This window comes from Ignavibacteriales bacterium (genome assembly GCA_016214905.1).
Classification (GTDB): Bacteria; Bacteroidota; Ignavibacteria; order UBA10030; family SZUA-254; genus PNNN01.
Genome location: JACRMQ010000007.1, coordinates 1,296,313 through 1,320,225, shown reverse-complemented (window position 1 = coordinate 1,320,225; position 23,913 = coordinate 1,296,313). Strand labels below are relative to the sequence as shown.

The following is a 23,913-nucleotide window of genomic DNA, read 5'->3' as shown; positions in this document are numbered from 1 at the left end:
ATATGTTTATCGGATAACGCGTATATCGAAAATATGATCATCCAATTCTAATCGATTCACAACATCCATCCCCGAAATCACTTTACCAAAGTTCGTGTACCTACCGTCTAAGTGCGGTTGCGGTGATTGTGTTATAAAAAATTGAGATCCTTCGGTATCTTTACCCGAACTTGCCATCCCAATCGAACCTGTATCGAAGAAAAGTAAAGAAAATTCAGATCGTATCGCGTAACCCGGTCCACCCCATCCATCACCATGCGGATCGCCTCCTTGCACAACGAAATTCGGAACAATCCGATGGAAAGACAATCCCCGGTAAAATCCTCTTTGTGTTGCGAGCTTTAAGAAACTCATGATGGTGAACGGAGCTTGATCCTTATACAACTCCATTTTAACGTCCCCGCGAATTGTCTCCATAGTTACGTCAACAGTATCGGGGAGGGAGTGCAAATAAGCGGTATCATAATCGACATAGATAGGTTCGATGTATGTTGGAATTTCAGAAGAATAATCTTGACCCGTAATTTCTTTCAGGGCGGATGCAGCGGCACGAATAACTGTAATATCACGTGCATTGAATTGTTGCTGTAATATTTTTACCGCTCGTCTATCCTTCAACTTACCGAGAGTGTTAATAATTTCTTGAACTGCCTCGATATCATTCGGTAAATTAGATTCGGATAAAGCATCGGCAAGATGTTCAAATGACGAACTTCTAAAAAAAATCGAATCTCCCAAAATCGAAGCGGCGGTTGTAACAACAGCCGGATCGTCAAAAGTTAAAGATCTCACAACGATACTGTATGTTCGCGCAATCAGAGCTGAATCAGTATTATTCCGCTGACAGAGCGTCTGTAATCCTTCGAGCGCTGAGCGCGCTAATATATAATTATCCTCATCAACAAAGGATTCAAGCATCGATGCGCTGGCGGGTGAACCCGCTGAACCAAGCGCGGTAAGTAGCAAAGATTTCAGATTAACCGACATCTCTTCATCAATTTTAATAAACGGAAGAGCTTTCTTCCCTCTCAACTTTGCAAGAGCATTCGCCGCTTCTGCCTGCAGTTGCCATGAGAAACTGTTATCTGAGTTCAAAGATATTTTTTCAAGTCTAGAGAATAATTTCTTCATTTCGCCATTACCGCTATCGGCTTTCATTGAGCTGTTACCGAATGCGCTGATGGCTGTTACAGCAAGATTTAAATTCTTCGAATCGAATGTCCATTTAATCCGATTTAAAATTTCTTTCTGATTTTTCAAATTATAATTGCAAAGCGCGCGAACCGCGTTTACTTTAACACGCCAATCGGAATCGTATTCAAACATCTTCTGCAAAGGTTCAAGAGCTATGGCTGGATTTTTTATCTTACCTAACATCGTTGCCAGATGCATTCGCACATTTGGATTCGAATTTTTCCAAAGTGGTACAATTAATTCGATATTATTTTTTATCTCATCGTGATTGCCGATTCTCTGTAGTGCATAAACGACTTCCCACGGAGTTGAATTGTCCGATTTAATAAATTGCAGCAGATACTGAACAGCTTCGCGCGATGTTATATTCCTGATTGCAAATCGGGCGATACTCAGTGAAAGGACGTTAGGTCTCACGGCTAACACATCATTTCCAAATCGTAGAATCAAATCGTTGAGTGCTTGTTCAGTTCCAAATTTTCCTATCTCCTCTATTAGTCGGTCTCGCGCGGAACCTTTAACCTGATCCATTCTTGCCCAGACTAAATCATGCTCGAGCGATTCTCTTGGATTGTGATAAAAGTCCTGCCGTTTGCCCGATAGCGAACGCGGCGGCTATGTTCACACTTTGATCTGAATCTCTCGTAAGCTTATCTATGAGCAATGGAATAACATTGGTATCTTGCATGCTACCGAAGGCGATTACCGCCCGTTCCCGCACCACCGGATCGTTATCGGAAAAATATGAGATCAATTTCCCATCATGAATTGTGCGTTTATCCTGCATTTCTTGGATGAGGTCAATCTTATCTCTTTGTAATTTCAATTCTTTTTCTTTTTCAGTTTGTGAAAAAGTTTTATGATGGATTGAAATGAGAAAATAAATAGATAAGAGAAAATATTTCATACCTCACCTAAAATAATGGACGATTTTTAAATTTTGCTCCGATTTCTTTCTCGACGAATATGCACGCCTTAGCTTCATCGACTTCATTCATATCAACCATTGTCATAGTCACATCGAAGCCGCTCCTAACACATTCCTTAGCGAATTCAACCATGGCGTTAAAATATTTTACACCATCTATTCGCATCAAAGATCCATACTGTACCGGATCTGTTGAATTCAAACTTATTGAAATTGAATCTACCAACCCTTTCATTTCCGGAATAATATTCCGGTGGTTGATAACATTGCCGTGTCCGTCAGTATTCAGACGAACTTTACCGCCGTTAGCTTTTATCCATCGCGACACATCCTTCATAACATCAAAACGAATGGTTGGCTCACCAAATCCGCAGAAGACAATATCATCGTACCGTTTCGGATCTGAAATTTCTCTGATCAAATCGTCTACTGTCGGTTCTTTAGTGATTTTCAGATTGTTGCCTTTTACGATTGCATCACCCTTACGATCACAGAAAACACAATCGGCGTTGCACCTGATGGTGATATTAAGATAAAGAGAATTGCGAATTGTGTACGCAAAAACCGGATCGGGATATTTTCCGATTCCAAAAAGATTATGAACAGCAAAACTGCTGGCGCGTGCTATGTCGTTGACTGAAAGATGCTGCAGCTCTGCTATTTTTTCCGCAATATATTTTACGTACGCCGGCTCGTTACGCTTCCCACGGAACGGAGCGGGAGGAAGATACGGACAATCGGTTTCTAACAAAATATGCTCGGCAGAAACGTTTTTTGCAACATCAATCATGGAATTAGGTTTATTCGGTTTGTTGCCATAAGTTACAGGTCCCGTTAAAGAAACATAGAATCCCATATTAATAACTTTCCAGGCAAGTTTTGAATCTCCGGGGAAGCAATGAAAAACACCTTTTGGAGTCGGATAACGATCATAATTTTTCGCAAGTGATTTTCTCCAACCAGGCCTATGCTTGATTTGATTTTCGAGAATCGAGATAACCTCATCCTCGGCTTCCCTGCTATGAATGATAATCGGCAAATCGCGTTTCTGAGCTAATTCTATTTGCGAATTAAAAGCCTCAATCTGTTGTGGACGAGGTGAGAAGTTGTAATGATAATCGAGCCCAATTTCACCGATGGCAACCACTTTCGGGTGATGCGATAATTTTTCGATTTCGGAAAGCGACCTCTCATCCAACTTCGATGCGTCATGCGGATGAAATCCAACCGCGGCATAGATAAATGGATATTTTTCGGCAAGTTCTATGGATGCTATGCTCGTTGGCAGATCGGTGCCGGGACAAATGATATATTCAACTCCGGCATCTTTCGCTCGTTCTAGAACTTCATCCAAATCATTTTTAAAATCTTTGAAGAATAAATGGGCGTGGGAATCGATTAACATATTTTAGAATTTTGATTCGAGAGTGAAGAGGTAATTCCGGATCGATCCCATATTTCCAATCATATCAACATAATAATATTGGAAAAGATTATTAATGTTCATTCGAGTGATTAAAGGTAATCCGGCAAATTGCCAGTCGAGTGACGCGTGGAGATCTAAAACTGATATCGGTACCCGCTGATCGCCATCAGGAACGATACCGAGATATACGAACTCCTGATCTATCCGCTCAACCCGGCTTAAATAACGGTAATCGAATCCGAACCGGAAAGGTTCTGGCGTAATTTCAGTAGAGATGTAAAATAATTTTCGCGGACGATATTTCAGTAAATCATGTTTCGTTCGATCTTCGGGATAAATATACATGTAAGATATTTTTGAATTCCATATCCTATCAAATAGAAAGCAACCAACCGATCCCTCAACTCCCGAAATCTGAGCACTGGTGATATTTTGAAAATGAACATTACCATCCAAACCGAATGTTGGTTCTATCAAATCCTGAAAATCGTTTACAAAACCGGATGCATTTATTTCAATCTCAGATAACGGAATGTACGTCCCTCCTATTTCGTACGACCAGCTACGCTCTGGTTTCAAATCCGGGTTTGGAAGTATTGTCAACCCGCCTGCATCTGTATTCGTGAAAATCTCTGCCACGGATGGCACTCTGAATCCGCTACCTGCCGATGCGCGAATCGTTAATGTTGCAAATGGATTGTAAACAATTCCAAGTTTGGGATTCACTCTATTGACAGTCGCAGCATCTTCCATCTTCTGAAGATCGAGTCGTACGCCGACAGTTGTTAAAAGCGATGCTAACAATTTAATCTCATCTTGAATATATGCCGCACCTCCGAGTACGTTATGTGTTCCGAAAATCTTCATCGCATCAACGCGATTGAAAGAACCGAGCAATCCACCTGTCAGATAATGATGATCACTCATCTGATAGTTCACTTGCGTTTCAAGAAGGATGTTATCGGATATCGAACTGCTTCCCTCAGGATATTTAATACTCGGCACATTATCGTTCCAATCAGATCGGTACCAGCTTGCTCTGACTGTATAATACAAATCATTCGATAGAAAATGATTATAACCGGCCGTTAAATTCCACCGCACTGAATGGACCCCCTGTTCTAATTGATCATCTTGCGGCTCAATAGCATGATCGAGATCTTTCCAGTAAAGGAAATTGCCTCTGCGCTGATCCATATAGTTGAAAGAAACCGAAACGGACTGATATGGAGAAATAGTATAACCAACACGCGACCAGCCGTTCCAACGCTTCCAATAATCATTTCGTTTAAAACCATCATCAAGTGTTCTGCTTACTCCAACACCGAGCGCTAGATCGCCGAACTTCTGTAATCGACTTGCGGATAAGCCGGATAATGTTCGCGCCTTATCACTCCATTCCCATTTCGAGTAAGATGGTGAAGAATAGGTACCTCCATATACTTTGACATATGTTTCGGGTTCTTCCATCACTGGTTTTGTAATAACATTGATGACTCCACCGAGAGCGCTCGAACCGTACAATGCAGAGCCGGCACCTTTCACTACTTCGATTCTATCTATCGCAATGCTGGGAATCGATTCCCAGATAATTTCTTCCGTATCGCCGCTAAGAAAAGGCATTCCATCCAAGAGTAAAAGCACGCGTGTTCCAATTCCATAACTGTAACCGGTTGAGCCACGCACGTTCACCTGCCCACGCGTGATATTCACACCCGGTACATATTGAAGCAGGCGATCAATAGTGTCGGCATTCCTTGCATTTAGTTCTGAGCCGTGAATTATACTGACACTTGCGGGCGTCTCCTGTAAACTTTGCTCCCTTCTGCTTGCGGTTACAATCACCGGTTCTGTTTGAACGGGCACAGGTTGCAAAATAACTTCAATGGATTTTGACTCACCTTCACCAAGTTCAATTGCAGCTTCACTTTTCTTGTATCCGATCAGAGTAAATATAACCGTATATTTTCCTGATATTAATCGAGAGATCGTAAATTCTCCTGATTGATTTGTTATCGTTCCGATAACGGTTTGTTTAAGTACAACATTCACACCCGGAAGCAATAGGTTCCCATCAGCACTCTTGACAATCCCCGAAATTCCACTTCGCCGTTCTGTCTGGGCGAAACAGAAAACATTCATACTCAAAATTATGACCATTATAAAATAAAATCTTCTCATCGGTTACCGTGTGGATAATGGATTTAGAAAATCAACTTTGATGTTGACGTCACCGACAATTCCGTTGGATGGTAAATTCACGCTTCCCGGTTTCGAACTATCTCCCGGGGAGTAATAAACACCAACCATCTTCCAGTCGGCTTGGATGTTCGGACCAAACTGCTGTGCGACAACAATATACTGGATGCTGCTCCATGCACCAGAGGTAAGAACAAGCATATATGAAAGTGAATCTGAGAAATACGGTTTAAGGGTTTCGGTGAACTGAGCATTCCCCTGCATAACTTCAGCAACGATATCACCCGGCGGATAATTTTTAAACGCAACAAGTCGTAAATCTACAAGCGTGCTTTCGGGGGGCCAATTGACAAAATGGATTGTGCCGCTGATACCCTTCGTAACTGAACCGCCACCCTGCGATTCATCTATTGGCGCAAGACCTTTATCGCAGTTGAGATTTGAGAATGCGACTATAAAAACAGCAATAATATATAAAAATGATTTTATATTCATTGGATTTATTATTATGATGTTATTAAGATAGAAAAGCGTAGATATAAATGCAAACCGAGGGTTACATTGCAAACCTCCGGTATCTACCTTGAACTTCCTAAGAAGACACCGGAGGTTTTACCTAGTTTTAAAAACCTCCGCGAGGTTTATCCTTTTCTAACGTTCGAGAAGCTTTTGAGATCTTTCCCAAAATAAACCGATTGAATTGAAAATGAAGAATATTATTCTTGACATTTATCCAATTCCTATGTACTTTGTACCGAATAAAATACAAGCGAAAGTTGTTACCGGTTGAAATTTAAAATAATCATATTTATATTGCTCACATTCGTTGCTCTGCCTTGGATCATTTTGCGTTTGCTGTCAAAGTTTCCGCATGATCTCATGACGTATATCGGCATTGGGCTCATCATCCCATCGTTTGTACTTCTGATCATCGCAATTTTCCAGCTTGGGGATTCGCTCGCGGTTACTCCACAGGCAAAGGAGCTCGTGACAAAAGGGCTGTATTCAAAGATCCGTCACCCGATGTATCTCTTCGGAATGTTGTTGTTCCTGGGATTCGCAATGGTTACCCGCGATGTCATCTCCTATGTCGTCTGTGCTTTTGCACTTGTTAATGTTTTTTGGCGCGTTCGCAGGGAGAACCGTGTTCTTGAAGAAAAATTCGGCGACGCATACAGAAGATACCACGAACAGGTGTGGTTCTGAAGAACAACGAATCTCGTCAGAGTCGGGAACAACAAATCTAAAGTAAACAGCAGTACTAAATAAATCCTGCCGCCAATTTTTTAGGGACTGACCAATAAGTTTGTTTTCTCGTTACATTCTTCGACTTGTCGTCGAAGAACACTCGAAAACCAGCTACATTTGCAGGTTCTCGAGTTTATAGCTTCATCATAGAGTATCGAGAGAACCTTTTTAGTCAGCCCCTCTATCACTACCTAATTCAATCCGCGCTTCTTCAACAGAGCGTCAATCTTCGGTTCGCCACCGCGGAAACGTTTATATGCTTCCATCGCGTCGGCGGCGGTGCCGCCTGATAAAACATTCTTCCTGAAAGATGCCGCCATTTTTTGATCGAATAAATCTTTTTCCGTTATCGCGTTGAATGCATCGGCATCGAGCACAGCCGCCCAAAGGTAACTGTAATATCCTGCCGAATATCCGCCCGAGAATATATGCTGGAAGTTCGTGCTCTGGTAGCGCGATTCGATCTGAGGTATCAAACCGATGTTTGTCAACGATTGTTTTTCAAATGTCAAAACATCACGCTGCGTGGTATCGGTAAATGTGTGCCAATCCATATCGAGAATCGATGCCGCTATATATTCTACGGTTTCAAATCCCTGGTTGAACAAACCCGCGTTCAACAGTCTGTCGATTAATTCCTGTGGCATCGGTTCGCCTGTTTGATAATGCTTGGCGTACATCTTCAATACTTTTGGTTCGGTAGCCCAGTTTTCCATTATCTGCGAAGGTAACTCAACAAAATCACGAGGCACCCATTGAGCAGTTGGATATGTTGTGTTAGCGAAAAGTCTTTGCAATGCATGTCCGAATTCGTGGAACAAGGTATTCACCTCATCCAAACTCATCAATGACGGTTTATCGGCAGTTGGTTTTGCAAAACTACCAACATTGTACACAACAGGGGAAACAAACTTCCCTTTCATATTTGATTGACCGCGGAATGTGCTCGACCAAGCACCGCTCCGCTTGCCGTCTCGCGGGAAATAATCGGAATAGAATATGCCAAGATGCTTTCCGTCGGCTTCTTTCACTTCGAACACCTTAACATCCGGATGATAAACAGGAATATCTTTTCGCTCAACGAATTGGATTCCGTACAATTTCGATGCGACATCAAAAACACCCTGCCGCACATTTTCCATTTTGAAATAAGGACGAATCACTTCTTCATCTAAACTATACTTTTCTTTCTTCAGCTTCTCCGCATAATACCACCAATCCCACGGCTCAAGTTTGAAATCTTCTCCTTCCCCGCCAATTATCTTTTGCATATCGGCGGCTTCGTTATTTGCCCTTTTAACCGCGGGTGTCCAGATCTCTTTTAAGAATTTGTAAACATTTTCCGGTTTCTTCGCCATGTTCCGTTCAAGAACGAAATCGGCGTGAGTTTTATATCCCAGAAGATTCGCTTTTGCAACCCGAAGTGAGGCAATGCGTGATAATATTTTTTTGTTATCGTACTCGTTGTTATTATTGCATCGGTTTATATATGCTTTAAAAAGTCTTTCGCGTAAATCGCGACGCTTCGCATATTGAAGGAATGGAATGAAGCTCGGTTTTTGAAGTGTGAAGGCGTAATGTTCCTGTATATCTTTAGATCGCGCCAATTCTGATGCTGCCTGTATAACATCGGGTGAAAGTCCGGCAAGTTCCTCTTCAGTGTCTGCTGTCAATCCAACGGCATTAGTTTCCTTAAGCATATTCTCTCCGAATTTTAGACTGAGCATGCTCAACTCTTCATTCAACTTGCGTAATTTATCTTTCCCTCCTTCATCAAGATTCGCACCGCCGCGTACAAACCCGATATAATAATTTTCTAAAACTGCCTTTTGTTCGGATGAGAGCTTCAGTGATGCACGTTTATCGTAAAGTTTCTTCACTCGCTCGAATAATTTTAGATTAAGGTTAATGTCATCGTTATGCTTGGATAGCATAGGAGTTATTTTTCGCGCAAGGTTCTGCATTTCATCGTTGGTATTGGCCGAATTCAAAGCAAAAAATACATCATCAACACGATCCAGAAATTCACTGCTCAACTCCATCGATTCGATCGTGTTTTCAAAAGTCGGTTCCTCAGTGATGTTAACAATAACATCAATCGCGGCTTTTTGCAATCTCATTCCCTCTTCGAATGCGGGAATATAATGTTCGAGCTTTATCTCGCCGAACGGCGGAGTTTGAAACGGCGTCTTCCATTCTTTAAAAAATGGATTTGAATCGTTTTGAGCCATCATGAAATTCCAAAATAATATTGATATAATTATGAGGTAGTGACAACGCTTACACATAATGTAAATCCTCTTGAGTTGTTATGGTGGATGTTTAGAAATTAATGTAATGATTCGCGGATAAATTTTGTTTTCATATTTGTCCCTCGGCATGATACGAGCTTCGAACCAACGGTCCCGATTCGACATGCTTGAATCCCATTTGAATACCGGTTTCTTTCAACATCTTAAATTCATCGGGATGAACAAAACGATCGATGGGCAAATGTTCTTTCGTCGGTTGGAGGTATTGCCCGAGAGTCAAGATATCGCAATTGATTTTGCGGAGGTCTTTCATAACTTCTAATACTTCCTCAGTTGTTTCACCGATACCAAGCATTAATCCGGTTTTTGTATTAAAGCCTCTTCGCTTTGACCGGTGAAGAAGTTCAAGAGATCGGTTATAGTTTGCCTGCGGCCTAACAGTCGGATAAAGCTGCGGGACTGTCTCCATATTATGGTTTAGAATATCTGGAAAGGCATCGAGCACGATGTTCAATGCGAATTCGTCACCCCTGAAATCGGGTATAAGTACTTCCACTTTTGTATTTGGATTCTTGATTCGGATCTGCCGAATTGTCTCTGCGAATATCTGGGCACCACCATCGAATAATTCATCACGATTGACCGAAGTAATCACGGCATGACGGACACCCATTGATTTTACTGCATCGGCTACACGATATGGTTCCTGAGAATCGAGTTCGGTGGGCTTACCTGTTTTCACCGCGCAAAAACCACAACTTCGTGTACAGATATCACCCAATATCATGAACGTCGCGGTGCCATGATTCCAACATTCTCCCCTATTGGGACATTTCGCTTCTTCGCAAACCGTGTGGAGATTCTTACTGTCTATCAATTTCTTCAGATGAGCATACGCCTCGCCCGAAGGAATCTTCGCCTTGAGCCAATCAGGACGGCGGAGAGTATGATTTTTTTCTATCTCAATTCTCATTTAACCTTACCACTGATGATACGGAAAAAACACAGACCATTACCGATTCAATCCGTGTCATCTGTGAATATCCGTGGCTAATTATAAAACTTTTTCCGAATCATAATTCTCCAACAACTTGCAAACTGTTTCCAAAAACGTTCCACCTAACGCGCCATCTACAATACGATGATCGAATGCGAGAGTTAAGTGTGCGATTGAACGTATAGCGATTGCATCGTTTATTACAACCGGACGTTTCTTCACCGTACCTGTTCCAAGTATGGCAACCTGTGGTTGGTTAATAATCGGAATTCCAATCAAGGTGTTGAATACACCGAAGTTGGTTATCGTAAAAGTACCTCCCTCAATCTCGGCTGGTACAAGTCGTTTGATACGCGCTCTTGTTGCAAGATCATTCAAAGACCGAGCAAGGCCTACGAAATTCTTTTCGTCCGCATTTTTAATTACCGGAACAATTAATCCGTTTTCAGCCGCTACGGCAATTCCCAGATTGACAAACTTCTTTAATATTATCTTATCGCCATCAATTGATGCATTGACAAGCGGGAATTGTTTCAATGCTTTAATAACAGCATCGCAGACGAATGGTGTATAAGTTAACTTGAATCTTTCCCGTTTTTCAAATGATTCAGCATTCTTTCTGCGTGCTTTATCTACATTGGTCATGTCGCATTCATGCACAGCCCATACATGCGGTGAAGTGTTTACGCTTTTCACCATATGTTCCGACATTTTTGCGATCACATTACTCATCTGCAAAATTTCATATTGAGGTGGTGGATATTTCTGAGCTAAATCTCCCGATTCAATATGCTTTAATGTTGTTTCAAGATGACCTACCGGAAGTGGTACCGGTGGTTGAGCAATTGATTGAGCCGGTTTACTTGCTTGTCTCGTATTCACATAAGCAAGTATATCTTTTTTAGTTACACGTCCGCCTTCGCCTGATCCCGGTAATTGTTCAAGCTCTGCCATTGAAATTCCTTCTTCTCGTGCGATGCTAAGAACGAGAGGTGAATAGAATCTTCCACCGGTTGACTTTTCGGCAGGTGTTGTTTTTGCTGACAGGGCTTGAGTAGCTTCTTTTATCGGTGCCGTTTTGGGTACGTCGGGAGATTTCGATGGAGTATCGATCGATACCGCTGACGCATCTGTTTCTATCTCCGCGATTATCGTGCGAACTTCCACTGTCTTTTGTTCTTCAAAAAATATTTTCGTAATCACACCCGATGCAGGAGATGGTATTTCAGAATCGACTTTATCGGTACTTATTTCAAGAAGCGTTTCGTCTTTCCTGATTTTATCACCCTGCTTTTTGTGCCACTTGACAATCGTACCTTCGGTAAGACTTTCACCCAATTGTGGCATTACAACTTCTACTTTTGACATAAAACCTCTCTTCTAATAATCAATTTAAAATTTTGATAACTCTTGAAGCGCAAAAACTATATCGGTTGTTTGCGGAAGCATTGCATTCTCAAGTGTCGGTCCGTACGGGATGTGACAGTCTTTCGCGGCAACTCGTTTGATTGGTGCATCAAGTCGTGTAAATGCTTCATTTGCAATGATAGCAGCTATTTCGGCGCCAAATCCCCCTGTTAAAGTATCTTCATGAACGATTAAAACTTTTCCTGTTTTGCGAACTGAATTAAGTATAGCATCTTTATCAAGCGGATTAAGAGTGCGAAGATCCACGACCTCAACACTTACACCATTTTCTTCTAATTTCCTTGCAGCTTCAAGCGAACGCTGAACCATCATTCCCCATGTTACAACTGTGATATCATCTCCGTACCGTACCGTTTTTGCTAATCCGAATGGAACAAGATAATTTTCATCCGGTTCGGGAGAGGCGGCAAAACTTGCGCGGTACAATCCCTTATGTTCAAGAAACATCACCGGATCATCCGAACGAATGGCCGTTTTTAATAAACCTTTCGCGTCTGCAGCATTGGATGGAATGACAACTCGAAGACCGGGAATATGAGTGAAGAATCCGTCGATAGACTGACTATGATATAAGCCGCCATGAATATACCCTCCAACAGCAACACGAACAACCATCGGATTTGCCCATTCGTTGTTAGAACGAAAACGCATCATCGCAACTTCATCACGCAATTGCATAAACGCGGTCCAAATGTAATCTCCAAATTGTATTTCAATAATCGGTTTGTAACCGGCAACCGATAAACCAACGGCAGTTCCAACGATGCTTGCTTCGGCAAGGGGAGAATTAAATACGCGATCCCATCCGAATTTCTTCGTCAAACCTTTTGTCGCGGTGAAAACACCGCCCTTATCACCGCCAACATCCTCACCATAGATGAGGATTTTTGAATTACGTTCGATCTCTTCTGCCATAGCATGGTTAATCGCATCGACCATTACAATCTTTTCGCCTTTATGTTCCGGTTCTTTAAATCCTTCTACAGCTACAACAGTCTTTGGAGAATAAACATACTTCATTAAATTAGCAGGATCCTGCTGAGGTTCCGCTTCAACTTCATCAACAACTCGGTCGATTTGATTTTCAACTTCTGTTTGAATTTTTTTAATCTCAGTATCTTTCGCGAATTTATTTGAGATGAGATATTTTTCAAAATTCGGTATCGGATCTTTCGCTTTGTCCCTTGCCAGATCATCTTCATTGCGATATTTTCTTTGATCATCTGAAGAAGAATGTGGCAATAACCGCACTGTGTGTGCAAGTATCAAACTTGGTCCTTTGCCGCTTCGCGCACGTTCGGCAGCTTCAGATGTGATTCTGTACGATTCAATAAAGTCGCATCCATCAACTTCATAACGGCTCAATCCGTGGTATCCCTGAACTACTTCGTAAATAGATTCGCCGGCAGTTTGTTCTTTCTTGGTTACGGAGATTGCATATTTATTATCTTGAATAACAAATATCACCGGAAGTTTCTCCCGCGATGCCCAATTGATCGCTTCATGAAACTCACCCTGACTTGTTGTCCCCTCTCCTGAAGAAACATAAACAATATCTTTCGTTCCATCTTTAACTTGAGCTAATGCAGTACCGACTGCCTGAAGAAATTGTGTGCCGGTTGGACTTGATTGTGAAGGAATTCTAAATTTCTTGTGACCGTAATTGAACGGCATTACAAATCCGCCGCTGCTCGGTCCACTTGCGCGGTGCATTGCCTCGGCAATTATTTCTTTCACACTGTAACCCATGGAAAGAACATACGCAAGATCGCGGTAATATGGATACGACCAGTCTTCACCCTTATTTAATGCGAAGGCAGTTGCAACCTGAATCGCCTCGTGGCCGGAACCGCCAATATGAAAAAACAGCTTTCCCTGTTTTAACAAAAGTAAAATTTTATCGTCCGTTTTCCTCGCGGTATACATTAGACGGTAGGCGTCGAGCAAGTTCTCTTTTGGAAGAACTAAAGCTCCTTTACTTATCTCTTTACTATCTTTTGATTTTTTTATTGAAGACATTCTATTGTTTCACTTGTTATCTGATTAATATTTGCAAGAAAATCATCTTTTTTAAGGGTGACGGTATGAGTTCCAAAAACCTCACTAAAACGCGATGATACCGATTTAATAACATCATCGAATGATACACCGTTCCCAATAATCTTCTGCATCGAAGTAACCCCTTTATGGAAAATTCCACATGGTATGATGCGGTCAAAATATGAAAGATTCGTATTAACATTAAGCGCAAAACCGTGCATGGTAACCCATCTGCTCACCTTCACACCGATTGCAGCAATTTTATCAGTTCCGACCCAAACACCGGTGTAATTTTCTTCACGATGTCCGTGGATATCGAAATCTTTTAATGTTCTGATGATAACTTCTTCAAGATCATGAAGATAACGGTGCGTATCGAGATAAAAATTATTCAAATCGATTATCGGATAACCAACAAGCTGACCGGGACCGTGATAGGTGATGTCGCCGCCTCTATCGATGTGGTAAATATCGACTCCTCTCGATCGCAATTCTTTTTCATCAGCGAGCAAATGCGCCTCATCGCTACTCTTACCGAGCGTGTAAACATGCTTATGCTCAGTTAGTAATAGGACATCTGGGATCTTTTGACCAACCCGAAGATTGAAGATTTTTTGTTGCAATTCCCACGTCGGCTGATAAACGGTCAATCCGAGATTTATAATTTGAAGTTCATTCATGAACGCAAAAACTTCTTCCTATGATTAGATAAATAATCTGTAATTTTTGTCCCGGCCGCCGCACCCGGACTTACAACCAACTCGCGAGCGTATGCAACCCGGAATTCATCTTCAGTCATCAAACCTTTTTCTTCCAACACTTTCTTCATCGCGCGAAGTTGAATATACAACTCTTCTATCGCTAGAGTTTCGTTTGATAGCTTTTCACTTTCATCTTTCATTTTAAACCCCGATTCATCTCTTAAATAGTTACTTGTCAATCGTTATTAGTTCATTGTTACTTGTTCTTTGTACTTTAAATAGTATCATTAATCTTAGTTCTTAGCTCTAAGCTCCACGCTCTAACCCTTTAGTACTAATCTACTCAACTACTAACATACTCACCACTTAAATATGAATCGCATGACCTTCCGCATTTTCAGCTGCTTCCATGATCGCTTCAGATAGAGTCGGATGAGCATGAATCGTATTCGCAATCCCTGACGGTGTTGCTTCTAAAGCTTTTGCGAGCCCCAGTTCAGCTATCATCTCTGTCGCATCAGAGCCGAGGATATGCGCGCCTAGCAATTCGCCATACTTATCGTCGAAGATCAATTTAACAAGACCATCTGTCTCGCCAATCGCGCGCGCTTTTCCGCTTGCCGTAAATGGGAATCTTCCAATCTTCAGTTTATACCTCAGCTCAACGGCTTTCTCTTCTGTTAGACCAATACTTGCAACCTGCGGCTGACAATAAGTGCATCCGGGTATATTATCCCAATCTATTGGCTGTGGATTTTTACCTGCGATTTTTTCAATACAAATAATTCCCTCTTTAGATGCAACATGCGCCAACCATGGCGGACCTGCCACATCACCAATTGCAAAAATGCCATCAACATTTGTCTCACCAAAATCATCAACCTGTATCCAACCTTTTTCAATTTTGACCCCTGCAGATTCAAGTCCGATGTTTTCGATGTTGCCTTGCACTCCGATAGCAACAAGAACGATTTCGGCGGTCAATTCTTTCTTTGCGTCCTTCGATGTCAATACTACCTTTGCCTCTTTGCCTATTGTTACATTTTCCACTTTACTCTCAGTCAAAATCTCGATTCCCGATTTTTTCAAATTACTTTCGAGTAATTTCGAAATTTCCTTATCTTCAATTGGCAAAATATTCGGCATCATTTCAACTATAGTTACCTTCGTGCCAAATGCATTATAAAAATATCCAAACTCCACACCAATAGCTCCTGCCCCGATAATGATCATCGACTTCGGCGGTTGTTGAAGCATCATCGCTTCAGTACTGGAGATTACCTGTTTACCATCTATTTTAATATTCGGAAAAGATCTGGGACGGGCGCCGGTTGCAATAAGTATATTTTTTGTAGAAACAGTTTCGATAAGTTTTCCATCTTTGCTGATTTCAATCTTACCTTTTCCAACTATTTTACCAGATCCTGAGATAAGATCAATTTTATTCTTCTTGAAAAGATATTCCACACCTTTGGAATTTCTGAGCGCAACATCTCTGCTACGTTTTATTATTTTTGGAAAATCAAACGAAATATCTTTAGCGGCAATACCGAACTCATCTGCTCGTTGAAGATGATGATAAACCTCTGCGCTTTTCAGAAGCGCCTTGGTAGGTATACAACCCCAGTTCAAGCACACACCACCGATTTTATCACGTTCAACCACCGCCGTTTTTAAACCTAATTGAGAGGAACGGATTGCGGCGACATATCCACCCGGTCCACTACCGATTATAACTACGTCAAATTGTCGTTCTTGCATTGTTTTCTTCTCTATTTTTAAAAGTTGATGAAAAAATATAGGAAAATACGGTAGGAAAGTCAAAGGGAAAGATGAATGATGAAGGATGAGGTATGAATTAGTGACTATGAGTCGTGAAATGTGATATAGAGGTCATATTTTTCATTTTAAATTTTTAATTTTAACTTTTACATTTCTTATTGCATTTCCCCGTCAAATTTATTATTTTTATTACCATAATGTTACTACCGAGATGACCACAGAAAGTCCTGCGGAAGAAAAAACCGTCGTATCTAACCGAAAAGCCCTTCATGATTATTTCATCATAGATCGGTTTGAAACAGGTATTATCCTTAAAGGAACAGAAGTAAAATCTCTCAGACAAGGCCTGGCAAACTTGCAAGACGGATATGCGCTTATAAAAAATGGTGAAATCTGGCTGCTCGGCATGCATATTAGTCCGTTCGAAAAAGGTAACATCAACAATCACGACCCAAAGCGCGATCGCAAACTCCTGATGCACAAACGCGAAATCCGCCGGCTCATCGGTAAAGTTTCCGAAAAGGGTTTGACGCTTGTTCCTTTACGTATCTATTTTACAAAGAATATTGTAAAGATTGAACTTGGGCTTGCCCAAGGAAAAAAGAGTTACGATAAACGTGAGGCGATAAAAGAGCGCGATACCAAACGGCAGCTTCAGCGGGAATACGCAAAATAAGTTATGAATTATGAGTTGTGAGTTGTGAGTTTTTTTATTTTTTACTTTTTGAATTTTATGCAATTTATTTTTATTAACTATCATTATTATTCTTAAGGAGTCACAGAAGTGTACGTACCAACCAAAATCTTTTTCACCAAAGGTGTAGGCAGGCATAAAGATTATCTCCAATCGTTCGAGTTAGCCCTCCGCGATGCAAAGATAGAAAAATGTAATCTTGTAACTGTATCCAGTATATTCCCTCCCGGTTGTAAACGAATCCCAACTGACGAAGGATTAAAACTCCTCCAAGCAGGTCAAATTACTTTTGCCGTGATGGCACGAAATGCTACGAATGAACCTAATCGGCTTATAGCATCTTCTATCGGTGTAGCGACGCCGGCTGATAACACGCAGTACGGATATTTATCCGAGCATCATCCATTCGGTGAAACGGATGAGAAAGCCGGTGAATACGCTGAAGATCTCGCCGCAACAATGCTCGCAACAACACTCGGTGTTGAGTTCGACCCGAACATAGCTTGGGATGAACGAGAACTTCAATATAAAATGAGCGGGAAGATTGTTAAAACATTTAATATAACTCAATCGGCAGAAGGCGATAAGAACGGTTTATGGACAACCGTTGTCGCAAGTGCAATTCTACTCCCATAAAAAATTAAAGTCGAAGGCGCTGATCTTGATGTGAACCGTCTCCCGGCGTTCCGCCTTGACAGCGCCCACGACCGTCAATACAAATCACCAATACCCATTCACATTTTCTTATCCGGGTAAATCTATTTATCGAAAAGAACTTCGAGGTTATTATGCCTCTTTCCACGGTTCAACTTTGGGATAATATAATAATTTTCTTTCCACTTGTCAAGAACCGGAAAGGTTTTTTAGCAACTCCTCCTTAATTATTTTTTCCCTGCTCTTGCTGGCTAAGATTTTTGTATGTAATTGTTATATTTTGAACATATTTCACTGTTTGCCTCCAGCTGCCGAAATATCCGTTTCGCGGTTTTGGCTCACCCCACACTTCTTGATGAAGAGAATAATACCTTTTTGATAAAAGCGGTAAAACGTTTTCGATAACCGACCACTTGTTCGGATTTTCGCCCATATAAGCGGCAATTTCCTGAGCATCATAAATGCGGGAAGGACCTGCATTGTATGCGGCTAATGAAAAACAAAGCCGGTCTTCTCCTTTTATGTATGAAAATAAGTTATACAATTTTGAAAAATAATATATTCCAGTTTGAATATTATCGGAAGTAACATTCAAACTATCAAGGTCGAGAGCTTCGTTCATTTCTGCATGTGTCATTGGCATCATCTGCATTAGTCCTGTTGCTCCACGCTCACTTACGGCAGTTGAATCAAATTGAGATTCTTGTTTGATGATCGATAAAATGATCCGATAATCAATTCCATAATATTTTGAAAAGCGCTTTATGCGGGATATTTCATCGGATGATAATTCCCTTCCAAACTGAGAATATTTCAGATAGGTTCCATCTCCGGAAAGATCATCATTCAGAATTGATTGATTATTATCCCTCGGGCTACGATTCGCGATATAACTTTCGGCTGTAATAAGCACAACCATTGCAACAAGCATCATCCAGCCGACAACTTTTATCAAGGCGACTTTCATGAGTGAGAGCAATCGTTAAGTTTTTAAAAATCGTTTCTCAATTTCGGCAAGTTTATCGAGGCGTTTTTGGTGCCTGCCTCCTGCGTACGACGTCTCAAGCCAAACCTTGGTAATTGATTTAGCCAATTCAACTCCGATAGTCTTTCCACCGAGCGTGAGAACATTTGCGTTATTATGTTCCCTGCTGCTGCGTGCAGAAAATTCATCGAAGCAACATGCAGCTCTGACTCCGGTGATTTTATTTGCTACCATCGCCGATGCAATTCCCAAGCTGTCTATCATTATACCGCGTGATGCGGTGCGCTTGCTCACCATCGATCCGATCGAAAAAGCAAAATCAGGATAATCGCAAGGCTCTTCGTTATTTGTACCCAGATCAACAACATTATAACCGAGTGATGAAAGATAAGCCCGCAGCTGCTCTTTCAGTCCATATCCGCCATGATCGCTTGCTATTGCTATTGTTTCTTTTGCCCCCGGTTGTGAGGCAAGTGGCGGCACCGATGCCGTATTGATTACAACAGAATGCTTTTTTTGTTCGATGACAATACCCAATTGAGCGGCTCGATCTCGGGCGGCATCGGTAATAAGTGTATCGTCTTCGACGATGATCTTCTTATCATGCCTTTTTGATGCTTCAATAACAGATTGCTCTGTTAATAACTTTTTTGCCATCGATTATTCTCTCACTGATATTTTTTTGTTTTACTTGCCCAGTTCAATTATCTCGAGTCGGACACGTGCAGTTCCGGGACCTATCATATTTATTTCTTTTGCCGCGGCATACGAAAGATCGATAATCCGGTTACTCTTGAACGGGCCACGATCATTTATCCTTACCAAGACAGATTTACCATTATCCAGATTCGTTACTTTCACTTTGGTGTTGAACGGCAGTTGCTGATGCGCGGCTGTTAAATCATTCATATCATAAGTCTCACCGTTCGAGGTTTTTCTGCCATGATATTCATCGGCATAATATGATGCAACACCCTCACTCACAAATTCACCGGATAACTGTTCGCTTTTGTCAAATTTTTCAGATGTAAACCGCGGCGATGCAACACAACCGGCAAGTAATACACAGACAACAAATGATAATATTAGCTGCATTTATTTATGTCTTAAAGATAGTCAACTTTTTGTTTACGACGCAAATAATCGACCGCTTCTTTAACATCCTGCGATTGACCTTGCTTGCAAACAAGCACAGCATCGTCAGTTGAAATTATTATCAAATCCTCCACACCTACAGTAGCGACGATTTTTGTGCCGGAATAGACCATTGTGTTTTTCGTATTATGTAAAAAAGCTTGTCCGGTGACAGAGTTTCCGCTTTCGTCCTTACCTGCAATTCTGTACACCTCATCCCAGGAACCAACATCGCTCCATCCGAAGTTTCCGCGCAAAACATAAACATCTTTCGCCTTTTCCATCACACCGTAGTCGATGGAAATACCACGAATAATTTTATAAGTTGTATCTACAACGTTATCATAATCCTCAGCGCCAATGGCTTCGTCTATTTTCAATAATTCTTCATGCATCTCCGGTAGATGGGTTTGAATCTCTCGCATAATCGCATCCACTCGCCAAATAAACATACCGCTATTCCATAAAAAATCACCGCTTTCTAAAAATACTTTCGCAGTCTCGATGTTAGGTTTTTCGGCGAATGTTTTAACCTTCAAAACGCCTTTCTGAAAATAAGGATTTTTCCCGTCATCTTCATCGACTACCTGAATATAACCATATCCGGTCTCGGGACGCGTTGGTTGAATTCCAACAGTGACGAGCTTTCCCGATTCGTATGCAACCCAGGTGGCTAATCTTAATAAACGTCTGAATTCTTCCTCATCGTGCATAATATGATCTGCCGGCAGAACAACCATAACTGCTTCCGGATCTATTCGCCTGACAAACAGCGCAGCAAGACCTATACATGGTGCCGTATTCCTGCCGATTGGTTCGGTTATAATATTTTCTTCCGGGACATTCGGCAGTTGTTTAGCGATCATCGGCTTTTGAATTTTATTTGTAACAACCATGATGTTCTTCGGTTCGATCATATCACTTATACGGTTCACCGTATTTTGAATCATCGTACCTTTGCCAACAATTTCAAGAAGTTGTTTTGGTGATTTTTCTCTGCTTCGGGGCCAGAAACGTGTTCCGACTCCACCAGCCATTATTACTGCATAAACATTGGGCATTTTAATCCCCTCCATTTTCATTAATAAATACTCGAGGCACGCGGGTCGCGATGCCAGTTAATAATTCGTACGGATTTGTTCCAACACGTTCCGCTAATTCCCATGCGGATATTCTCTCGCCGGCAGAATCTCCGATAAGTAATACATCCTCACCCACATGGATGTTCGCGTCATATCCGATATCGACCATCATTTGATCCATGCAAATCACGCCCACCACCGGATATCGTTTACCTGCAATCAGCACCTCACTGTTGTTTGTAAGTCGGCGGCTATATCCATCTCCATAACCAACCGGAATCGTAGCGATTTTAGTACGCTTCGATGTGAAATATTTTCTGCCGTAACTGATACTTGTGTTTGCAGGAACTTCTTTGATGAAGACAACTTTCGACTTTAGCGAGAGAACGGGTTCTATTGGAATTCGTTCAGTCGTTTCAAGCGACGGATATATTCCATACAACATAATTCCGGGCCTGACCATAGTTAAATAAGTTTCGGGCATATCTATTATCGCTCCACTATTTGCGATATGTTTTAATGGAATATCGATCCCCATCGCATTGATTTTTTTCAAAAGCGATTGGAAACGATCTAACTGATAATGTGTGTATGCTTTATCGCGCTCATCGGCTGAGGCAAAATGACTGTAGATTCCCACAATATCCAGATGCTTCATGCGGCAAACTCGTTCAATGAATGGAAGTGCATTTTCCAAATGAACGCCGATCCGTTCCATGCCTGTATCAATTTTCAAATGAATCCGCGCTTTGAAATTTTTATCCTTAATAACTTCGTGTTCGATCCGTTCAGCAATTTCCAACGATGAAACTGTAATATCGAGATTGTTATCGAGGAAAGAGCGAATTTGATTATCAAGTACACCACCTAAAACTAGAATAGGCACCGTCAATCCATTTTCTCGCAAGTATATTCCTTCTTCTAAAAAACCAACACCGAGATAGTCGATTCCGAAATCAGTCAATAATCTCGAGATTTCAAGAACACCATGCCCATATGCGTTCGCTTTGACTATTCCCATTACTTTAACATTAGACGGCAGCACACCTATTGTATTTTGGTAGTTGCGCTTAAGTTTTCGTACGTCTATTTCGGCGTGCGTTATTCGCATCTTTTGGTAAGAATAAACAAAAAACCCACATCGATTAAAAAATCGGGTGGGTCAAAAACATGAGAAGATAAATTATTTTCTTTTTTTAGCAATGCGAATCCGATTTTGAGCTCGTTCAATCGCCTGTTTGATTTCAAGACGCTTCTCTTCCGATTTGATATCGCTTATTTGAATGTGCGATTTATCGAAAGCAGTTTCCGCCCTTTTGGTATCGATTTCATCGGCACGCTCAACGGTTTCAGCCAACATAGTAACGCGATTATTCGCCACATCGACATAACCACCACTTGTTGCGTAAAAATATTCTTGATCGTTGGAATTTTTAAATTTTATTTCACCAACTCCGATTTCAGCTAACATTGGAGCATGGTTATATAATATTTGGAAGCCACCGGCAACACCAGGGGCACTGAAGCTAACGACTTCACCGCTGAAAACAGTCCGCGCCGGAGTAACTATATCGAGCTTAAAGGTCTTTTCTGACATAAACTCTTAAGCGTTTTCTTTCTTAAATTTTTCTACTACGTCTTCTATCGCGCCTGCCATGTAAAACATTCCTTCGGGTATGTGATCATACTCGCCGTTAATAATCCCTTTAAACGATCTGATTGTGTCTGATAGTTTTACATATCTGCCCGGCATACCGGTAAATTCCTCTGCAACGAAGAAAGGTTGCGAAAGGAATTTTTGAATCTTTCTCGCGCGTGCTACAGTAAGTTTATCGTCATCCGATAGTTCATCCATACCAAGAATATTGATGATATCCTGCAGATCTTTATAAGTTTGCAATATTTCCTTTACACGCTTCGCAACATAGTAATGCTCTTCACCAACAATAAGCGGATCAAGTATGCGGGATGTTGAATCGAGGGGGTCAACCGCGGGATAAATTCCAAGTTCCGAAATCTGCCGGCTAAGAACTGTTGTCGCGTCTAAATGACTGAAAGTGGTTGCCGGTGCAGGATCAGTTAAATCGTCGGCCGGAACATAAATTGCCTGAACTGATGTTATTGAACCCTTCTTAGTGGAAGTGATACGTTCTTGCAATTCACCCATCTCGGTTCCTAGCGTTGGTTGATAACCTACAGCTGACGGCATTCTGCCTAACAATGCCGACACTTCTGATCCTGCCTGCACAAAACGGAAAATATTATCGATGAACAACAACACATCTTTACCTTCTTCATCTCGGAAATATTCTGCCATCGTGAGGGCTGTTAATGCTACCCGTTGTCTGGCACCGGGAGGTTCATTCATCTGACCGAATACAAGCGCTGTTTTATCTATCACACCTGAGTCTTTCATCTCGCGCCACAAATCGTTTCCCTCGCGTGTTCGTTCACCAACTCCGCCGAACACAGAATATCCGCCGTGATGCAGTGCTATATTATGTATCAACTCCATTATAACGACTGTTTTACCAACACCTGCGCCGCCGAATAATCCTGTCTTGCCACCCTTGGAATATGGTTCAAGCAAATCTATGACTTTTATTCCGGTTTCGAACATCTCTTTACGTGTGCTCAAGCTTTCGAATGAAGGTGCCGGACGGTGAATGGGATATTTTTTATCTTCGCTGATTGGAGGTAATCCATCTATTCCTTTTCCAATAACATTTATCAGCCGGCCTAAAGTCGGCGCTCCAACCGGGACTTCAATCGGTGTACCGAGATCGTGAGCGATCATCCCCCTCACCAAACCATCAGTTGAATCCATTGCAACAGTCCGAACGCGTTCTTCGCCAAGATGTTGCTGGACTTCGCATATCAATTCGTCATCCATACCTTCGATATTTTTTCGTGGAATTTTTACGGCGTGTAAAATTGCCGGTAATTTCCCACCGGAAAAATCTATATCCACTACTGGACCTATAACTTGTATAATCTTACCTTCGTTCATGCGCTACCTTAATTATTCTTGAATCAACTCTATATTGAAAAGGATGAATATTATTCATATACCTTGAAAAAGCATTGATAATATAGGAAATTAGAAGAAATAAAACAATTTTTAATTCGGATAGTTTAGTAATAATTTATTTTAGACAGATTGATGGAC

22 protein-coding genes are annotated in these 23,913 nt (G+C 41.4%); 3 read left to right on the top strand and 19 right to left on the bottom strand.

Annotated elements, in window-relative coordinates; all coding sequences use genetic code 11:
* Window positions 1–6: 6 nt before the first annotated feature.
* The 5 genes from HZB59_12690 to HZB59_12670 are packed head-to-tail and all read right to left on the bottom strand — an operon-like array spanning window position 7 to window position 6,242.
* The gene (locus HZB59_12690; GenBank protein ID MBI5022286.1) at window positions 7–1,725 is read right to left on the bottom strand and encodes a peptidylprolyl isomerase; all 1,719 of its coding nucleotides are present in this window, start codon (window positions 1,723–1,725) and stop codon (window positions 7–9) included.
* A gap of 16 nt (window positions 1,726–1,741) precedes the next feature.
* Window positions 1,742–2,101, bottom strand: coding sequence for a HEAT repeat domain-containing protein (locus tag HZB59_12685; protein MBI5022285.1), 360 nt, complete (start codon window positions 2,099–2,101; stop codon window positions 1,742–1,744).
* Between the two features lie 7 nt (window positions 2,102–2,108).
* Complete coding sequence (locus tag HZB59_12680) at window positions 2,109–3,527, bottom strand: YchF/TatD family DNA exonuclease (protein MBI5022284.1); 1,419 nt, start codon at window positions 3,525–3,527, stop codon at window positions 2,109–2,111.
* Window positions 3,528–3,530: 3 nt separating this feature from the next.
* Window positions 3,531–5,690 (bottom strand): TonB-dependent receptor, encoded by a 2,160-nt coding sequence (locus HZB59_12675; GenBank protein MBI5022283.1) that lies wholly within the window; start codon window positions 5,688–5,690, stop codon window positions 3,531–3,533.
* A 42-nt stretch (window positions 5,691–5,732) separates the two neighbouring features.
* A complete protein-coding gene (locus HZB59_12670) occupies window positions 5,733–6,242 on the bottom strand; it encodes a hypothetical protein (protein MBI5022282.1) in 510 nt (169 codons plus the stop codon).
* A gap of 291 nt (window positions 6,243–6,533) precedes the next feature.
* Here HZB59_12670 and HZB59_12665 point away from each other — a divergent pair, with 291 nt between their 5' ends.
* Window positions 6,534–6,953, top strand: coding sequence for an isoprenylcysteine carboxylmethyltransferase family protein (locus HZB59_12665; protein ID MBI5022281.1), 420 nt, complete (start codon window positions 6,534–6,536; stop codon window positions 6,951–6,953).
* 233 nt (window positions 6,954–7,186) lie between these two features.
* On the opposite strand, the gene HZB59_12660 is transcribed toward HZB59_12665, so the two are convergent.
* From HZB59_12660 to lpdA, 7 genes are all read right to left on the bottom strand, one after another.
* Entirely contained in the window at window positions 7,187–9,283 is a 2,097-nt protein-coding gene (locus HZB59_12660; protein ID MBI5022280.1) for a M3 family metallopeptidase, read from the bottom strand.
* Between the two features lie 73 nt (window positions 9,284–9,356).
* Window positions 9,357–10,220 carry a lipoyl synthase gene (gene lipA, locus HZB59_12655; GenBank protein MBI5022279.1) on the bottom strand — a complete coding sequence of 288 codons (864 nt, stop codon included), beginning with the start codon at window positions 10,218–10,220 and terminating at the stop codon, window positions 9,357–9,359.
* A gap of 81 nt (window positions 10,221–10,301) precedes the next feature.
* Window positions 10,302–11,612 (bottom strand): 2-oxo acid dehydrogenase subunit E2, encoded by a 1,311-nt coding sequence (locus HZB59_12650; GenBank protein MBI5022278.1) that lies wholly within the window; start codon window positions 11,610–11,612, stop codon window positions 10,302–10,304.
* Between the two features lie 24 nt (window positions 11,613–11,636).
* Window positions 11,637–13,598: a dehydrogenase E1 component subunit alpha/beta gene (locus HZB59_12645; protein MBI5022277.1), complete on the bottom strand. Its 1,962-nt coding sequence runs from the start codon at window positions 13,596–13,598 to the stop codon at window positions 11,637–11,639.
* A gap of 80 nt (window positions 13,599–13,678) precedes the next feature.
* On the bottom strand, window positions 13,679–14,392 hold the full coding sequence (lipB, locus tag HZB59_12640) for a lipoyl(octanoyl) transferase LipB (GenBank protein ID MBI5022276.1): 714 nt from the start codon (window positions 14,390–14,392) through the stop codon (window positions 13,679–13,681).
* Window positions 14,389–14,613, bottom strand: a complete 225-nt coding sequence (locus HZB59_12635) for a hypothetical protein (protein MBI5022275.1) — start codon at window positions 14,611–14,613, stop codon at window positions 14,389–14,391. Before HZB59_12635 ends, lipB begins: the two co-directional genes overlap by 4 nt.
* Before the next feature lie 166 nt (window positions 14,614–14,779).
* Entirely contained in the window at window positions 14,780–16,174 is a 1,395-nt protein-coding gene (gene lpdA, locus HZB59_12630; protein ID MBI5022274.1) for a dihydrolipoyl dehydrogenase, read from the bottom strand.
* Window positions 16,175–16,406: 232 nt separating this feature from the next.
* On the opposite strand from lpdA, the gene smpB reads away from it, so the two are divergent.
* Both smpB and HZB59_12620 read left to right on the top strand, forming a co-directional pair.
* Window positions 16,407–16,871 carry an SsrA-binding protein SmpB gene (gene smpB, locus HZB59_12625; protein MBI5022273.1) on the top strand — a complete coding sequence of 155 codons (465 nt, stop codon included), beginning with the start codon at window positions 16,407–16,409 and terminating at the stop codon, window positions 16,869–16,871.
* Between the two features lie 108 nt (window positions 16,872–16,979).
* Window positions 16,980–17,525: an arginine decarboxylase, pyruvoyl-dependent gene (locus HZB59_12620; protein MBI5022272.1), complete on the top strand. Its 546-nt coding sequence runs from the start codon at window positions 16,980–16,982 to the stop codon at window positions 17,523–17,525.
* Window positions 17,526–17,766: 241 nt separating this feature from the next.
* On the opposite strand, the gene HZB59_12615 is transcribed toward HZB59_12620, so the two are convergent.
* From HZB59_12615 to atpD, 7 genes are all read right to left on the bottom strand, one after another.
* Window positions 17,767–18,510 carry a transglycosylase SLT domain-containing protein gene (locus HZB59_12615; GenBank protein ID MBI5022271.1) on the bottom strand — a complete coding sequence of 248 codons (744 nt, stop codon included), beginning with the start codon at window positions 18,508–18,510 and terminating at the stop codon, window positions 17,767–17,769.
* A gap of 15 nt (window positions 18,511–18,525) precedes the next feature.
* Window positions 18,526–19,185, bottom strand: a complete 660-nt coding sequence (gene rpiB, locus HZB59_12610; protein MBI5022270.1) for a ribose 5-phosphate isomerase B — start codon at window positions 19,183–19,185, stop codon at window positions 18,526–18,528.
* Window positions 19,186–19,215: 30 nt separating this feature from the next.
* Window positions 19,216–19,623 carry a septal ring lytic transglycosylase RlpA family protein gene (locus HZB59_12605; GenBank protein MBI5022269.1) on the bottom strand — a complete coding sequence of 136 codons (408 nt, stop codon included), beginning with the start codon at window positions 19,621–19,623 and terminating at the stop codon, window positions 19,216–19,218.
* Between the two features lie 11 nt (window positions 19,624–19,634).
* Complete coding sequence (locus tag HZB59_12600) at window positions 19,635–20,738, bottom strand: mannose-1-phosphate guanylyltransferase (protein ID MBI5022268.1); 1,104 nt, start codon at window positions 20,736–20,738, stop codon at window positions 19,635–19,637.
* Entirely contained in the window at window positions 20,725–21,855 is a 1,131-nt protein-coding gene (alr, locus tag HZB59_12595) for an alanine racemase (protein MBI5022267.1), read from the bottom strand. The genes HZB59_12600 and alr overlap by 14 nt, the downstream gene beginning before the upstream one ends.
* Before the next feature lie 72 nt (window positions 21,856–21,927).
* Complete coding sequence (gene atpC, locus HZB59_12590; protein ID MBI5022266.1) at window positions 21,928–22,341, bottom strand: ATP synthase F1 subunit epsilon; 414 nt, start codon at window positions 22,339–22,341, stop codon at window positions 21,928–21,930.
* 6 nt (window positions 22,342–22,347) lie between these two features.
* Complete coding sequence (gene atpD / locus HZB59_12585; protein ID MBI5022265.1) at window positions 22,348–23,754, bottom strand: F0F1 ATP synthase subunit beta; 1,407 nt, start codon at window positions 23,752–23,754, stop codon at window positions 22,348–22,350.
* Window positions 23,755–23,913 lie beyond the last annotated feature (159 nt).

What these genes read in the sequence shown, in the direction of transcription:
- HZB59_12650 (MBI5022278.1), bottom strand. Translation starts at nt 11,612, where the DNA reads ATGTCAAAAGTAGAAGTTGTAATGCCACAATTGGGTGAAAGTCTTACC.
- HZB59_12615 (MBI5022271.1), bottom strand. Translation starts at nt 18,510, where the DNA reads ATGAAAGTCGCCTTGATAAAAGTTGTCGGCTGGATGATGCTTGTTGCA.
- HZB59_12660 (MBI5022280.1), bottom strand. Translation starts at nt 9,283, where the DNA reads ATGTGTAAGCGTTGTCACTACCTCATAATTATATCAATATTATTTTGG.
- HZB59_12680 (MBI5022284.1), bottom strand. Translation starts at nt 3,527, where the DNA reads ATGTTAATCGATTCCCACGCCCATTTATTCTTCAAAGATTTTAAAAAT.
- HZB59_12670 (MBI5022282.1), bottom strand. Translation starts at nt 6,242, where the DNA reads ATGAATATAAAATCATTTTTATATATTATTGCTGTTTTTATAGTCGCA.
- rpiB (MBI5022270.1), bottom strand. Translation starts at nt 19,185, where the DNA reads ATGGCAAAAAAGTTATTAACAGAGCAATCTGTTATTGAAGCATCAAAA.
- HZB59_12600 (MBI5022268.1), bottom strand. Translation starts at nt 20,738, where the DNA reads ATGGAGGGGATTAAAATGCCCAATGTTTATGCAGTAATAATGGCTGGT.
- HZB59_12645 (MBI5022277.1), bottom strand. Translation starts at nt 13,598, where the DNA reads ATGTATACCGCGAGGAAAACGGACGATAAAATTTTACTTTTGTTAAAA.
- HZB59_12685 (MBI5022285.1), bottom strand. Translation starts at nt 2,101, where the DNA reads ATGAAATATTTTCTCTTATCTATTTATTTTCTCATTTCAATCCATCAT.
- HZB59_12635 (MBI5022275.1), bottom strand. Translation starts at nt 14,613, where the DNA reads ATGAAAGATGAAAGTGAAAAGCTATCAAACGAAACTCTAGCGATAGAA.
- HZB59_12605 (MBI5022269.1), bottom strand. Translation starts at nt 19,623, where the DNA reads ATGCAGCTAATATTATCATTTGTTGTCTGTGTATTACTTGCCGGTTGT.
- atpC (MBI5022266.1), bottom strand. Translation starts at nt 22,341, where the DNA reads ATGTCAGAAAAGACCTTTAAGCTCGATATAGTTACTCCGGCGCGGACT.
- lpdA (MBI5022274.1), bottom strand. Translation starts at nt 16,174, where the DNA reads ATGCAAGAACGACAATTTGACGTAGTTATAATCGGTAGTGGACCGGGT.
- alr (MBI5022267.1), bottom strand. Translation starts at nt 21,855, where the DNA reads ATGCGAATAACGCACGCCGAAATAGACGTACGAAAACTTAAGCGCAAC.
- lipA (MBI5022279.1), bottom strand. Translation starts at nt 10,220, where the DNA reads ATGAGAATTGAGATAGAAAAAAATCATACTCTCCGCCGTCCTGATTGG.
- atpD (MBI5022265.1), bottom strand. Translation starts at nt 23,754, where the DNA reads ATGAACGAAGGTAAGATTATACAAGTTATAGGTCCAGTAGTGGATATA.
- smpB (MBI5022273.1), top strand. Translation starts at nt 16,407, where the DNA reads ATGACCACAGAAAGTCCTGCGGAAGAAAAAACCGTCGTATCTAACCGA.
- lipB (MBI5022276.1), bottom strand. Translation starts at nt 14,392, where the DNA reads ATGAATGAACTTCAAATTATAAATCTCGGATTGACCGTTTATCAGCCG.
- HZB59_12675 (MBI5022283.1), bottom strand. Translation starts at nt 5,690, where the DNA reads ATGAATGTTTTCTGTTTCGCCCAGACAGAACGGCGAAGTGGAATTTCG.
- HZB59_12690 (MBI5022286.1), bottom strand. Translation starts at nt 1,725, where the DNA reads ATGGATCAGGTTAAAGGTTCCGCGCGAGACCGACTAATAGAGGAGATA.